The sequence below is a fragment of the Kitasatospora sp. NBC_00315 genome (assembly GCF_041435095.1).
GTDB lineage: Bacteria > Actinomycetota > Actinomycetes > Streptomycetales > Streptomycetaceae > Kitasatospora.
This window is the reverse complement of record NZ_CP108025.1, coordinates 2,330,399-2,344,103: the sequence shown is the minus strand read 5'-3', so window position 1 is coordinate 2,344,103 and position 13,705 is coordinate 2,330,399. Positions and strand designations below refer to the sequence as shown.

The 13,705-nt window shown below is 67.2% G+C and carries 7 protein-coding genes, 3 rRNA genes and 1 pseudogene; 9 read left to right on the top strand and 2 right to left on the bottom strand.

Annotation, left to right across the window (positions count from 1 at the left end; all coding sequences use genetic code 11):
• Window positions 1-469 precede the first annotated feature (469 nt).
• From OG823_RS09255 to OG823_RS09235, 5 genes and pseudogenes are all read left to right on the top strand, one after another.
• Window positions 470-1,993: ribosomal RNA gene (locus OG823_RS09255) — 16S ribosomal RNA — on the top strand.
• Between the two features lie 285 nt (window positions 1,994-2,278).
• Window positions 2,279-5,400, top strand: a 23S ribosomal RNA gene (locus OG823_RS09250).
• A gap of 134 nt (window positions 5,401-5,534) precedes the next feature.
• Window positions 5,535-5,651: ribosomal RNA gene (rrf, locus tag OG823_RS09245) — 5S ribosomal RNA — on the top strand.
• The 16S, 23S and 5S rRNA genes sit together here, the layout of an rRNA operon.
• A gap of 506 nt (window positions 5,652-6,157) precedes the next feature.
• Window positions 6,158-7,099 (top strand): annotated as a pseudogene (locus OG823_RS09240) (hypothetical protein); the annotation flags it as partial.
• 405 nt (window positions 7,100-7,504) lie between these two features.
• A complete protein-coding gene (locus tag OG823_RS09235; protein WP_371484376.1) occupies window positions 7,505-8,389 on the top strand; it encodes a tetratricopeptide repeat protein in 885 nt (294 codons plus the stop codon).
• 115 nt (window positions 8,390-8,504) lie between these two features.
• Here OG823_RS09235 and OG823_RS09230 read toward each other — a convergent pair whose 3' ends face one another.
• Window positions 8,505-9,875 carry a DUF1015 family protein gene (locus OG823_RS09230; protein ID WP_371478973.1) on the bottom strand — a complete coding sequence of 457 codons (1,371 nt, stop codon included), beginning with the start codon at window positions 9,873-9,875 and terminating at the stop codon, window positions 8,505-8,507.
• Between the two features lie 97 nt (window positions 9,876-9,972).
• On the opposite strand from OG823_RS09230, the gene OG823_RS09225 reads away from it, so the two are divergent.
• Window positions 9,973-10,536 carry a tetratricopeptide repeat protein gene (locus OG823_RS09225; protein ID WP_371478972.1) on the top strand — a complete coding sequence of 188 codons (564 nt, stop codon included), beginning with the start codon at window positions 9,973-9,975 and terminating at the stop codon, window positions 10,534-10,536.
• Between the two features lie 124 nt (window positions 10,537-10,660).
• Entirely contained in the window at window positions 10,661-11,719 is a 1,059-nt protein-coding gene (locus tag OG823_RS09220) for an HAD-IIA family hydrolase (protein WP_371478971.1), read from the top strand.
• A 121-nt stretch (window positions 11,720-11,840) separates the two neighbouring features.
• Here the strand turns inward: OG823_RS09220 and OG823_RS09215 are convergent, their stop codons facing one another.
• Complete coding sequence (locus tag OG823_RS09215; RefSeq protein WP_371478970.1) at window positions 11,841-12,188, bottom strand: sterol-binding protein; 348 nt, start codon at window positions 12,186-12,188, stop codon at window positions 11,841-11,843.
• A 168-nt stretch (window positions 12,189-12,356) separates the two neighbouring features.
• Between OG823_RS09215 and OG823_RS09210 the strand changes: the two genes are divergently transcribed.
• A complete protein-coding gene (locus OG823_RS09210; protein ID WP_371478969.1) occupies window positions 12,357-13,385 on the top strand; it encodes a hypothetical protein in 1,029 nt (342 codons plus the stop codon).
• On the top strand, window positions 13,378-13,662 hold the full coding sequence (locus tag OG823_RS09205) for a hypothetical protein (RefSeq protein WP_371478968.1): 285 nt from the start codon (window positions 13,378-13,380) through the stop codon (window positions 13,660-13,662). Before OG823_RS09210 ends, OG823_RS09205 begins: the two co-directional genes overlap by 8 nt.
• Window positions 13,663-13,705 lie beyond the last annotated feature (43 nt).

Here is a 13,705-nt window from a genome sequence, read left to right as displayed (position 1 = left end):
AACCGACCGGAGCGACCGTCGCAGTTGGCAGTCACCTCCTCCTTACTCGAATCCCATTCCATGGGTGCGCTGTGCGTATTTTCGGGTTCGGCGTGGTGAATTTCGGACTCGTCCGGAAATGCGCTAACGTGGAGGTCGCCGCAGAAAAGCGGACCTGGCCGGCCAGGGTTGGAAAAGTGAAACTCCGGAAAACGGAGCGGAACGGATCTGATAAGCTGGAAACACGAAAGAACGAAGCGCCCGGAGAGACCGTGAGAGCGGCTCGAAGGAAGTGTCCGTTCCTTGAGAACTCAACAGCGTGCCAAAAGTCAACGCCAGATATGTTGACATCCCCGGCCCGGGTCGTTCGATCCGGGTTGGAGATTCCTTTAGTAACAAAACACTAGCGAGGACGCAGTGCGCGGGACTTCCCTATTCCGGGGGTCGCCGCGCCGCTCAACGCGGGTGGCCGCTCGATTACGAGCAGACATTCACGGAGAGTTTGATCCTGGCTCAGGACGAACGCTGGCGGCGTGCTTAACACATGCAAGTCGAACGGTGAAGCCCTTCGGGGTGGATCAGTGGCGAACGGGTGAGTAACACGTGGGCAATCTGCCCTGCACTCTGGGACAAGCCCTGGAAACGGGGTCTAATACCGGATATGACCTTCCTCCGCATGGGGGTGGGTGTAAAGCTCCGGCGGTGCAGGATGAGCCCGCGGCCTATCAGCTTGTTGGTGGGGTAATGGCCTACCAAGGCGACGACGGGTAGCCGGCCTGAGAGGGCGACCGGCCACACTGGGACTGAGACACGGCCCAGACTCCTACGGGAGGCAGCAGTGGGGAATATTGCACAATGGGCGAAAGCCTGATGCAGCGACGCCGCGTGAGGGATGACGGCCTTCGGGTTGTAAACCTCTTTCAGCAGGGAAGAAGCGCAAGTGACGGTACCTGCAGAAGAAGCACCGGCTAACTACGTGCCAGCAGCCGCGGTAATACGTAGGGTGCGAGCGTTGTCCGGAATTATTGGGCGTAAAGAGCTCGTAGGCGGCCTGTCGCGTCGGATGTGAAAGCCCGGGGCTTAACCCCGGGTCTGCATTCGATACGGGCAGGCTAGAGTGTGGTAGGGGAGATCGGAATTCCTGGTGTAGCGGTGAAATGCGCAGATATCAGGAGGAACACCGGTGGCGAAGGCGGATCTCTGGGCCATTACTGACGCTGAGGAGCGAAAGCGTGGGGAGCGAACAGGATTAGATACCCTGGTAGTCCACGCCGTAAACGTTGGGAACTAGGTGTTGGCGACATTCCACGTCGTCGGTGCCGCAGCTAACGCATTAAGTTCCCCGCCTGGGGAGTACGGCCGCAAGGCTAAAACTCAAAGGAATTGACGGGGGCCCGCACAAGCAGCGGAGCATGTGGCTTAATTCGACGCAACGCGAAGAACCTTACCAAGGCTTGACATATACCGGAAACGGCCAGAGATGGTCGCCCCCTTGTGGTCGGTATACAGGTGGTGCATGGTTGTCGTCAGCTCGTGTCGTGAGATGTTGGGTTAAGTCCCGCAACGAGCGCAACCCTTGTTCTGTGTTGCCAGCATGCCTTTCGGGGTGATGGGGACTCACAGGAGACTGCCGGGGTCAACTCGGAGGAAGGTGGGGACGACGTCAAATCATCATGCCCCTTATGTCTTGGGCTGCACACGTGCTACAATGGTCGGTACAAAGGGCTGCGATGCCGCGAGGCGGAGCGAATCCCAAAAAGCCGGCCTCAGTTCGGATTGGGGTCTGCAACTCGACCCCATGAAGTTGGAGTTGCTAGTAATCGCAGATCAGCATGCTGCGGTGAATACGTTCCCGGGCCTTGTACACACCGCCCGTCACGTCACGAAAGTCGGTAACACCCGAAGCCGGTGGCCTAACCTGTAAGGGGAGGAGCCGTCGAAGGTGGGACCAGCGATTGGGACGAAGTCGTAACAAGGTAGCCGTACCGGAAGGTGCGGCTGGATCACCTCCTTTCTAAGGAGCACATAGCCGGATGTGAGCGAATGTCTCACACGGTTGCTCATGGGTGGAACGTTGACTATTCGGCACGGTTCGGTCTCATCGACCGCGAGTACTGCGCTTCGGCGCGTGGAAAGCATCCGGTGGGGTTGGGTCGTGGCGGGCACGTTGTTGGGTCCTGAAGGAACGGCCGTGATGGTCGTTGCTTCAGTGCCGGTCCTACTTGAGATGCGTCGTGACGCGTTGATGGTGGGTGACTGGTCGTTGTTTGAGAACTGCACAGTGGACGCGAGCATCTGTGGCCAAGTTTTTAAGGGCGCACGGTGGATGCCTTGGCACCAGGAACCGATGAAGGACGTGGGAGGCCACGATAGTCCCCGGGGAGCCGTCAACCAGGCTTTGATCCGGGGGTTTCCGAATGGGGAAACCCGGCAGTCGTCATGGGCTGTCACCCATACCTGAACACATAGGGTATGTGGAGGGAACGCGGGGAAGTGAAACATCTCAGTACCCGCAGGAAGAGAAAACAACCGTGATTCCGGGAGTAGTGGCGAGCGAAACCGGATGAGGCTAAACCTGTTACGTGTGATACCCGGCAGGGGTTGCGTAGTAGGGGTCGTGGGAAAGTTCTTCAGTCGTCTGCCGGCGGCTGGGTGAGTCAGAAACCGTTGGTGTAGTCGAAGGACATGCGAAAGGTCCGGCGTAGAGGGTAAGACCCCCGTAGACGAAACATCAGCGGCTCACTTGAGCTTCTCCCAAGTAGCACGGAGCCCGAGAAATTCCGTGTGAATCTGGCGGGACCACCCGCTAAGCCTAAATATTCCCTGGTGACCGATAGCGGATAGTACCGTGAGGGAATGGTGAAAAGTACCGCGGGAGCGGAGTGAAATAGTACCTGAAACCGTGTGCCTACAAGCCGTGGGAGCGTCGGACGTGCAGCTTGCTGTGTGTCTCGTGACTGCGTGCCTTTTGAAGAATGAGCCTGCGAGTTTGCGGTGTGTAGCGAGGTTAACCCGTGTGGGGTAGCCGTAGCGAAAGCGAGTCCGAATAGGGCGTTTCAGTTGCATGCCCAAGACCCGAAGCGGAGTGATCTAGCCATGGGCAGGTTGAAGCGGAGGTAAGACTTCGTGGAGGACCGAACCCACCAGGGTTGAAAACCTGGGGGATGACCTGTGGTTAGGGGTGAAAGGCCAATCAAACTCCGTGATAGCTGGTTCTCCCCGAAATGCATTTAGGTGCAGCGTCACGTGTTTCTTGCCGGAGGTAGAGCACTGGATAGGCGATGGGCCTCAACGGGTTACTGACCTTAGCCAAACTCCGAATGCCGGTAAGTGAGAGCGTGGCAGTGAGACTGTGGGGGATAAGCTCCATGGTCGAGAGGGAAACAGCCCAGAACACCGACTAAGGTCCCTAAGCGTGTGCTAAGTGGGAAAGGATGTGGAGTCGCAGAGACAACCAGGAGGTTGGCTTAGAAGCAGCCACCCTTGAAAGAGTGCGTAATAGCTCACTGGTCAAGTGATTCCGCGCCGACAATGTAGCGGGGCTCAAGCACACCACCGAAGTCGTGTCATTGCAGCAATACCCCCAACGGGGGCTGTGATGGGTAGGGGAGCGTCGTGTTCCGGGTGAAGCAGCGGAGGAATCCAGTTGTGGACGGGACACGAGTGAGAATGCAGGCATGAGTAGCGATACAAGAGTGAGAAACTCTTGCGCCGATTGACCAAGGGTTCCTGGGTCAAGCTGATCTGCCCAGGGTAAGTCGGGACCTAAGGCGAGGCCGACAGGCGTAGTCGATGGACAACGGGTTGATATTCCCGTACCCGCTTTGAAGCGCCAACGTCGAACCTCTGAATGCTAAAGCCGTGAAGCCGGCCCGGAGTCTTCGGACAAAGGGACGTGGTGGAGCCGCTGACCCAACAGGGTAGTAGGTGAGCGATGGGGTGACGCAGGAAGGTAGTCCAGCCCGGGCGGTGGTTGTCCCGGGGTAAGGGTGTAGGCCGAGTGATAGGCAAATCCGTCACTCATTGAGGCTGAGACCTGATGCCGAGCCGATTGTGGTGAAGTGGATGATCCTATGCTGTCGAGAAAAGCCTCTAGCGAGTTTCATGGCGGCCCGTACCCCAAACCGACTCAGGTGGTCAGGTAGAGAATACCGAGGCGTTCGGGTGAACTATGGTTAAGGAACTCGGCAAAATGCCCCCGTAACTTCGGGAGAAGGGGGGCCGGAACTGGTGATCGGATTTACTCCGTGAGCTGGGGCCGGCCGCAGAGACCAGCGAGAAGCGACTGTTTACTAAAAACACAGGTCCGTGCGAAGCCGTAAGGCGATGTATACGGACTGACGCCTGCCCGGTGCTGGAACGTTAAGGGGACCGGTTAGTCGAGATTCGTCTCGGCGAAGCTGAGAACTTAAGCGCCAGTAAACGGCGGTGGTAACTATAACCATCCTAAGGTAGCGAAATTCCTTGTCGGGTAAGTTCCGACCTGCACGAATGGCGTAACGACTTCTCGACTGTCTCAACCATAGGCCCGGTGAAATTGCATTACGAGTAAAGATGCTCGTTTCGCGCAGCAGGACGGAAAGACCCCGGGACCTTTACTATAGCTTGATATTGGTGTTCGGTTCGGCTTGTGTAGGATAGGTGGGAGACTTTGAAGCGGCCACGCCAGTGGTTGTGGAGTCGACGTTGAAATACCACTCTGGTCGTGCTGGATGTCTAACCTGGGTCCGTGATCCGGATCAGGGACAGTGTCTGGTGGGTAGTTTAACTGGGGCGGTTGCCTCCTAAAGAGTAACGGAGGCGCCCAAAGGTTCCCTCAGCCTGGTTGGCAATCAGGTGTTGAGTGTAAGTGCACAAGGGAGCTTGACTGTGAGACCGACGGGTCGAGCAGGTGCGAAAGCAGGGACTAGTGATCCGGCGGTGGCTTGTGGAAGCGCCGTCGCTCAACGGATAAAAGGTACCCCGGGGATAACAGGCTGATCTTCCCCAAGAGTCCATATCGACGGGATGGTTTGGCACCTCGATGTCGGCTCGTCGCATCCTGGGGCTGGAGTAGGTCCCAAGGGTTGGGCTGTTCGCCCATTAAAGCGGTACGCGAGCTGGGTTTAGAACGTCGTGAGACAGTTCGGTCCCTATCCGCTGTGCGCGTAGGAATATTGAGAAGGGCTGTCCCTAGTACGAGAGGACCGGGACGGACGAACCTCTGGTGTGCCAGTTGTCCTGCCAAGGGCATGGCTGGTTGGCTACGTTCGGGAGGGATAACCGCTGAAAGCATCTAAGCGGGAAGCCTGCTTCGAGATGAGTATTCCCACCTCCTTGAGAGGGTAAGGCTCCCAGTAGACGACTGGGTTGATAGGCCGGATGTGGAAGCCCTGTAAGGGGTGGAGCTGACCGGTACTAATAGGCCGAGGGCTTGTCCTCAGACGCTCGCGTTCACTGTGTGGTTCCCGGGTAGCGAACAGCTATCGCCGGTGACGGACCGATTAATCGGTCCAGCCACGATAAAGAAACACCTATCAACTAAAAAGTGTGTTTCGCTGAATACCCGATAGGGTTTCGGTGGTCATAGCACGAGGGAAACGCCCGGTTACATTCCGAACCCGGAAGCTAAGCCTCGTAGCGCCGATGGTACTGCAGGGGGGACCCTGTGGGAGAGTAGGACGCCGCCGAACAATCATTCAAAGGCCGCGGCCCCAGCGATTCGCTGGGGCCGCGGCCTTTTTGTTTTTCCTGAACGTATGCACGACCGGCCGGCCCGGATCACATCCCGCCCAGACGCGGGGGACTGAGGGATGCCGGACAATGGAGATGGTGCGCGGCCACGAGGCCGGCATCGAACCGCGCAGGGCGCTGGTGTCGCCCGAGCCGCGGTGGAGCTGAAGTAGCAGAAGGAGTCACCACAATGTCGAACCCGCCCCAGGACCGACCCGAGCGCCGACCGGACGACGGCCGTGGCTACGAGCCCCGGTCCCGCGGTGGGTTCAACCGTGATGACCGTGGTCCGCGTCGTGACGACCGCCCCTCCGGTGGTGGGTTCAACCGTGATGACCGTGGTCCGCGTCGTGACGACCGCCCCTCGGGCGGTGGTTACAACCGTGATGACCGTGGTCCGCGTCGTGACGACCGCCCCTCGGGCGGTGGCTTCGATCGTGGTCGCCCGTCCGGTGGTGGGTTCAACCGTGATGACCGTGGTCCGCGTCGTGACGACCGCCCCTCGGGCGGTGGTTACAACCGTGATGACCGTGGTCCGCGTCGTGACGACCGCCCCTCGGGCGGTGGCTTCGATCGTGGCCGTCCGTCCGGTGGTGGGTTCAACCGTGATGACCGTGGTCCGCGTCGTGACGACCGCCCCTCGGGCGGTGGGTTCGATCGTGGCCGTCCGTCCGGTGGTGGCTTCAACCGTGATGACCGTGGTCCGCGTCGTGACGACCGCCCCTCCGGCGGCGGCTTCAACCGTGATGACCGTGGCCCGCGTCGTGACGACCGCCCCTCCGGCGGTGGCTTCAACCGTGATGACCGTGGCCCGCGTCGTGACGACCGCCCCTCCGGTGGTGGGTTCAACCGTGATGACCGTGGTCCGCGTCGTGACGACCGCCCGTCCGGTGGTGGGTTCAACCGTGATGACCGTGGCCCGCGTCGTGACGACCGCCCCTCCGGCGGTGGCTTCGATCGTGGTCGCCCGTCCGGTGGTGGGTTCAACCGTGATGACCGTGGCCCGCGTCGTGACGACCGCCCCTCCGGCGGCGGCTTCAACCGCGATGACCGTGGCCCGCGTCGTGACGACCGCCCCTCCGGCGGTGGCTTCGATCGTGGTCGCCCCTCCGGTGGTGGGTTCAACCGTGACGACCGTGGCCCGCGTCGTGACGACCGGCCCTCCGGTGGTGGCTTCGACCGTGGTCGCCCCTCCGGTGGTGGCTTCAACCGCGATGACCGTGGTCCGCGTCGTGACGACCGCCCCTCCGGTGGTGGCTTCGATCGTGGTCGCCCGTCCGGTGGTGGTTTCAACCGTGACGACCGCCCCAGTGGTGGTGGCTTCCGTCGTGACGACCGCCCCTCCGGTGGTGGCTTCAACCGTGACGACCGCCCCAGTGGTGGTGGCTTCCGTCGTGACGACCGCCCCTCCGGCTTCAACCGTGACGACCGTGGCCCGCGCCGCGACGACCGCCCCTCCGGTGGTGGCTTCGATCGTGGTCGCCCGTCCGGTGGTGGTTTCAACCGTGACGACCGCCCCAGTGGTGGTGGCTTCCGTCGTGACGACCGCCCGTCCGGCTTCAACCGTGACGACCGTGGCCCGCGCCGCGACGACCGCCCCTCCGGTGGTGGCTTCGACCGTGGCCGCCCGTCCGGTGGTGGCTTCAACCGCGATGACCGTGGCCCGCGTCGCGACGACCGTGGCGGCCGTCCGTACGAGAACCGGGGCGAGAGCCGTGGCGACGGGCGCTTCGAGGGCCGTCGGGACGAGTACCGCCGGGACGACCAGGGTGGCTACGACGACCGTCGTGGCAACTACGAGCCGGTCAAGCGGCTGCCGATCCCCGAGGACGTCACCGGTTTCGAGATCGACTCCGATGTGCGCCAGGAGCTCAAGAGCCTGCCGAAGACGCTCGCGGACGACGTCGCGCGCAACCTGGTGATGGTGGCCCGTCTGCTGGACACCGAGCCGGAGGAGGCGTACCAGTACGCCCGGGTCGCGCTGCGGCTGGCGTCCCGCGTGGCCGCCGTCCGTGAGGCGGCCGGTTTCGCCTCGTACGTGACGCAGCGGTACTCCGAGGCGCTCACCGAGTTCCGTGCCTCGCGCCGGATGACCGGGCGAGTGGACCTGTGGCCGGTGATGGCCGACTGCGAGCGCGGTCTGGGCCGTCCGGAGCGGGCCCTGGCGATGGCCGGCGAGCCCGAGGTGAAGCAGCTCGACAAGGCCGGTCAGGTCGAGATGCGGCTGGTCGCGGCGGGTGCCCGTGGCGACATGGAGCAGTACGACGCCGCGGTGGTCACGCTGCAGAGCTCCGAGCTGGCGTCCAACGCCGTGCACCCGTGGAGCGCGCGGCTCCGTTACGCCTACGCCGAGGCGCTGATCGCCGCCGGCCGGGCGGACGAGGCCCGCGACTGGTTCGCGAAGGCGGCCGACGCGGACGCCGACGGTTCGACCAACGCCTCCGAGCGGCTGGCCGAGATCGACGGTCTCGAGTTCGTCGACGCGCTCGACCCCGAGCTCGCCGACGAGGGCGACTCGGAGGCCGGTGCTCCGGCCGCCGAGCGCGGTGCCGCGCACGTGAAGGCCGGCTCCTCGGCCGGTGGCGCGCCGGACGAGCGGGAGATCTTCGAGGACGAGGAAGACGTCGAGGAGTACTACGACGACGACGACCTTGAGATCGACGAGGAGTTCGACGGCAAGGCTCCCGAGCGCGGCTGACCCCCGCCGGGGCAGGTCACCGCACAGCCGGTCACCGTCCTGACCGTCCAGGTCGCACCGAAGGCCCTGTCGTACCCGCGGGTACGGCAGGGCCTTCGTCGTTCCCGGGGTCCGGTCAGCCCAGTTCGAGGCTGCGGAGCACCAGGCCGGTGGCCGGTTTGGGGCCGAAGGAGGTGGACTTGCGGGGCATCGTGACGCCCTGTTCGGCCAGCCGCCGCACGACGCTCTCCCGGACGGGGTGCAGCAGGACCGCCGTGCCGCCGGTCCGGGCGGCCTCGCGCTCGGCGCCGGCGGCGGTGTGCAGATAGCCGATGTCGTCGGGGCCGTCGGGGATGCGCCAGAGGTGGTCGAGCAGGGTGGCGTGCAGGACGGTGGCGTCCAACCGGCGCCACTCCTCGGGTCGCCCGGCGGGCACGGTGGCCTCCAGCAGCTTCTCGTCCGGCTCGCCGATCAGCCAGTACGTGCCGTCGCCGCCGGTCAGCACGAAGCCGTTGCCACCGTGCCGCTTCAGTTCGCCGAGGGCCTCCAGCGCGGCGGGCAGCGGCCCCTGGGCCTCCTTGACCTGCCAGTGCTCCCGCAACCGCTCCAGGGCCTGGGCCACCGGCAACCGGTAGAGCACGCGATGGATCGCGCGGACCCGCAGCGGGTACCGGGCGGTGTCGACGAGCAGCACCATGCCCCGGTCCCAGGGGCTGCGCGGCAGATGCCGGTGCTCGCGCTGCAGGCGCAGGTACATCTCCCACCGGTGGTGCCCGTCGGCGATCAGAGCCCGGCAGGTCGCGAGGTCGCGGGAGACCTCGGCGATCTCGGTGGGCGAGGTGACCGCCCAGAGCCGGTGGTGGGTGCCGTCGGTGGTGGTCGTGGTGAGCAACGGCTCGCCCTGGACCGCCCGTTCGACGACGCCGGCCGCGCCGCCGTTGCCGCGGTAGGTGAGCAGCAGCGGTTCGAGGTTGGCCCGGGTGGTTCGCATCAGGCCGACCCGGTCGGCGACCGGCTTGGGCATCACGTCCTCGTGCGGCAGGACCACGCCGCCCTCCCGGCCGCTCACCGCGAGGGCGCCGATCAGACCGCGCTGCAGCCGGCCCCGGTCGGGCCCGTCGTCGGCGGCGCGCTGCTCGTAGACGTACAGCGCGGGCTCGGGGTCGGGGACGAGGACGCCCTCGCGCCGCCAGGCGCGCAGCAGCCGCGCGGCGTGTCGGTAGCGGGTGTCCCGGTCGGGGCGGTCGCCGGCGTCCTCGGGATCGGGCCGGGGCAGGATCAGGCGGACGACGTTGTACGGGTCGCCGGTCTCCAGGTCGAGCCTTCTGCCCGGGTCGACGACGTCGTAGGGGGGCGAGGTGACCGCAGCGAGCGTGCCGACCCGGTCGGGGTCGTACCGCAGGCCGCGGAAGGGGGACAGGGACAGCCCTGCGGTGGCGACGTGCCCGGGATCGCCGGGGCCGCCCTGCGGAGACTCCGCTCCGCTCTCTGCACTGGGTGCACTCATTCTGGGCATCGTAATCGGGTACGCGTTGTTCAGAGATCGGAACACCCGGCCGGGTGGCGGGTCGGGTGCGCGGAACGGACCGGGAGTGAGGGACGGCATGAGCAGTGGGCAGGAGCGGGTGGGCGAAGGCGGCGGAGGCGTGCCGGAGCGGGGCGGACCGGGCGAGCCGACCGGGGACGTCTACGACTGGTACCGGCGCGGCGTGCGACTGCTGGCCGAGAAGCATCCGGCGGCGGCGGAGCAGTTGCTGGTGCGGGCGGCGGCCGCCGAACCGCACTCGCACAGCATCCGCGAGGCGCTGGCCAGGGCGCAGTTCGACGCGGGCTCGTACGCGGCGGCGTTGGAGAACTTCCGGGTGGTGGCGACGGCCGATCCGTCGGACGACTACGCTCAGTTCGGGTGGGGCGTCTCGGCGGCCAGGCTCGGCGACTTCGAGGCGTCCGCCAAGCACCTGGCACTCGCGGTGGCGATGAGTCCGGAAACGGCCCACTACCGGGCCGCCCTGCGGCAGACCAGGGCGACGCTGGCGGCCCGCGCCGGGGCGTACGGTCCGCTGCTGCCGGGCGCGCCGGGCTACCTGGAACCACCCCGGCAGGCCGACGGCGCAACGACGCGCCCGGACGACGCCGACTCCGGTGGCGCCGGTGAGGGCCCGGCCTGAACCGGCAGCACCCCGACCGGAGATCCCTGAACGGTCACCGCCGGCACGACAGTGCCGGCTCCGGCCCGCGCGGCCCGGACCACGGGTCCGGCGCGGGCACCGCGGACAGCGAGGAAGAGCAGGAATGAGCGACACGGCGACCACCACCCGACGGACCTCCCCGGGCGGCAGCGACCGCCCGCTGACCGAGGCGTACGACACCGCACTGCTCGACCTGGACGGCGTCGTCTACGCCGGACCGGACGCGATCGAGCACGCGGTGGAGTCACTGGACGCCGCGCGGACGGCCGGGATGCGGCTGGCGTACGTCACCAACAACGCCTCGCGGCCACCGAAGGCGGTGGCCGAGCACCTCACCGAGCTCGGTGTGCCGGCGGAGGCCTCCGACGTGATCAACTCGGCGCAGGCGGCTGCCCGGCTGGTGGCCGACAAGGTGCCGGCCGGCTCCAAGGTGCTGGTGATCGGTGGCGCCGGGCTGCTGGAGGCGCTCGCGGAGCGCGGGCTCGTCCCGGTCCGCTCGCTCGACGAGGACCCGGTCGCGGTGGTCCAGGGGTTCGACCCGACGGTGGGCTGGCAGCAGCTCGCGGAGGCCGCCTACGCGGTGCAGCGGGGGCTGCCGTGGGTCGCCTCCAACACCGACCTGACGATTCCGACCGCGCGGGGCATCGCGCCCGGGAACGGGGCGCTGGTCGCGGCCGTCCGGACGGCCACCGGCGCGGAGCCGGAGGTCGCGGGGAAGCCGATGCCGCCGATGCACCGGGAGACGGTGCTGCGTACCGGCGCCGAGCGGCCGCTGGTGGTCGGCGACCGCCTCGACACCGACATCGAGGGCGCCCACAACGGCGGGGTGGACAGTCTGCTGGTCTTCACCGGAGTCACGACGCCGGCCCAGCTGCTGGCCGCTCCGCCGGAGCACCGGCCCACCTACCTGGCCGCCGACCTGCGCGGGCTGCTTCTCGCGCAGCCCGAGGTGACCGGCTCCGCCGGGGGCTTCGCCTGCGGCGGCTGGACGGCCGTGGTGCGCGACGGCGTGCTGCGGCTGGACGGGATGGGCGAGGACCGCTACGACGGGTTGCGGGCGCTGTGCGCGGCGGCCTGGACGGCTCTGGACGGCACGGGCGAGGGCTCGGGTGCCGACGGCGCCGTGGACGGCCGCAAGGCACTGGCGGACCTCGGCTTCTGAGGCTCCGGGCCCCGGGACTCCGCTGCGTCGGGCTCCGGGACTTCGGTGCGTCGGGGTCCAGGACTTCGGTGCGTCGGGTTCCGGGGCCGTCGGGCTCCGGAACCTTCGGCCCGGCGGCGGCTCAGAGCAGGGTGCGCAGCCTGAACAGGTCGCGGAAGCCCGCCTCCAGTTTGACCCGGCCGGCGGCCCAGGCGGAGGCGAAGTTGAGCCGGCCGCCGACCAGGTCCACCAGGTCGTCACCGGCCATCGTCAGTCGGATCTCGGCGCGCTCCGCGGGCGCGCCCGGCGCCTCGGTGACGTCCTGGATCCGGCCCTCGCGCAGGCGGCCGGAGAAGGTGACGTCCAGGTCGGTGATCCAGCAGCTGAGGGAGCGGTCCATGGCGGCCGCCTTACGGACGTCGCCGGTCGACTTCGCCATGTTCCGGCTGAGCTGCTCCAGTGCCTCGCGGCACTCCTCGGCATTGGCCATGGCTGCTGTCCACTCCCGTTCCGCGGTGTCCGAAGGGCCACGCTACCGCAGCACGACGGGCAGGATCGGGTGCAGCGGGGCAGGGGCCCTTGGCGGTAGCGTCGTCACTGGACGCCTGGGCCGGTCGGGCCCGTCGACGACGGAGCGATGCGCGAAGGAGGCACCCGGATGCTTCGGGAGACGGTGCGGGGATTTGTGACGGTCGCCTCCGAGCTGGCCGAGGAGGTCGGCAGGCGGGTCGTGGTCACCACCGCGGAGCTGATGGAACGCAGTGGCATCGACCTGGCGGAGGTCGAGCGCAGGGCGCGCGAGGCCGGCCGGTTCCCGCCGTCGGTGAAGTCGCTGCAGACCATGGCCGAGGAGGCGGTGACGGCCGGCCGGGCCGGGCTGGACCTCGCCACCGGAGTGGCGCGCAGTGAGGTGGAGAAGGCGTTCGAGCGGGTCGGGGACCAGGTGACCAAGGTCGGCGTGGTGCTGGCCTACCTGGAGAACCTGCTGCGGGAGGTCGAGGAGGAGGGCGCGCAGGAGGCCGCCGAGCCGGAGCGGTCGCCCGCGGAGGCGGCCGCGGCGCGGGCGGACGGACTGTTCGGGCACGGGTGGGAGACGGACGGATCGACGGGCGCCGACGCCCGGACGGCCGAACCGGTGGTGACGGAGCGGGTCGAGGTCGACGAGAGCCCGGCGGACGACGCCCCGGTGGACGGGGAACCGGTCGTCCCCGAGCCGCCGTCGCGGCCGGCGACACCCGCCGCGAAGGCGTCGGGGAGGAAGGCCGCGGCCGGGGACGCCGCTGCCGGTCGCACCGCTGCCGGTCACACCCCGGCCGGTCACACCCCGGCCGATCGCACCCCTTCCGGGCAGGCACCGGCGAAGAGGACGCCCGCGAGGAAGGCCCCGGCCAAGAAGGCCCCGGCCAAGAAGGCCGCCGCGAAGAAGGCGCCGGCGAACGAGGCCGCCGCCGCGAAGCGGACCCCGGCGAAGGACGCCGCCGCCGACGGCCCTGCGGCGAAGAAGGCGTCCGCCGCGTCGGCCGCCCCGAAGAAGGCGGCGGCCAAGAAGACCACCGTGGCCAGGGCCGCGTCCGCCGCCCAGCCGGCGGCGAAGAAGGCCGCGCCCGCGAGCGGGACCGCCAAGCGGGCCGCCACCAAGCGGACGACCGTGCGCAGGACCACGAGCACCAGGAAGCCCGATGCCTGACGCGACCCCCGGGCCGGGCCCCGGCGCGGGCGTCGACCGGTCCCCGGCCACCGACCTGGCGCCCGAGCCGGACCGGTCCCCGGCCACCGACCCGGCGCCCGAGCCCCGGGTGCGGCCGCTGGGCGTGGCCTTCGACCCGACCGGGCACCCGGGCACGGACGCCGCGCTGGCCCGCCTGAAGGCACTGGACGGGGTACCGGCCGAGGCGCACGTCCCGGTGTACGAAGATGTTCACCAGCGGCTCGGCGACATCCTCGCCGCGCTCGACCGTCCCTGACCGGCCGCGCACGCGGTGCTCGGCCCGGCAGGCAGCAGTAGGA

Bases quoted from the DNA above. Each gene is read 5' to 3' on its own strand.
- OG823_RS09230 (WP_371478973.1), bottom strand. From the start codon at position 9,875: ATGAGTGCACCCAGTGCAGAGAGCGGAGCGGAGTCTCCGCAGGGCGGC.
- OG823_RS09225 (WP_371478972.1), top strand. From the start codon at position 9,973: ATGAGCAGTGGGCAGGAGCGGGTGGGCGAAGGCGGCGGAGGCGTGCCG.
- OG823_RS09215 (WP_371478970.1), bottom strand. From the start codon at position 12,188: ATGGCCAATGCCGAGGAGTGCCGCGAGGCACTGGAGCAGCTCAGCCGG.
- OG823_RS09210 (WP_371478969.1), top strand. From the start codon at position 12,357: ATGCTTCGGGAGACGGTGCGGGGATTTGTGACGGTCGCCTCCGAGCTG.
- OG823_RS09205 (WP_371478968.1), top strand. From the start codon at position 13,378: ATGCCTGACGCGACCCCCGGGCCGGGCCCCGGCGCGGGCGTCGACCGG.
- OG823_RS09220 (WP_371478971.1), top strand. From the start codon at position 10,661: ATGAGCGACACGGCGACCACCACCCGACGGACCTCCCCGGGCGGCAGC.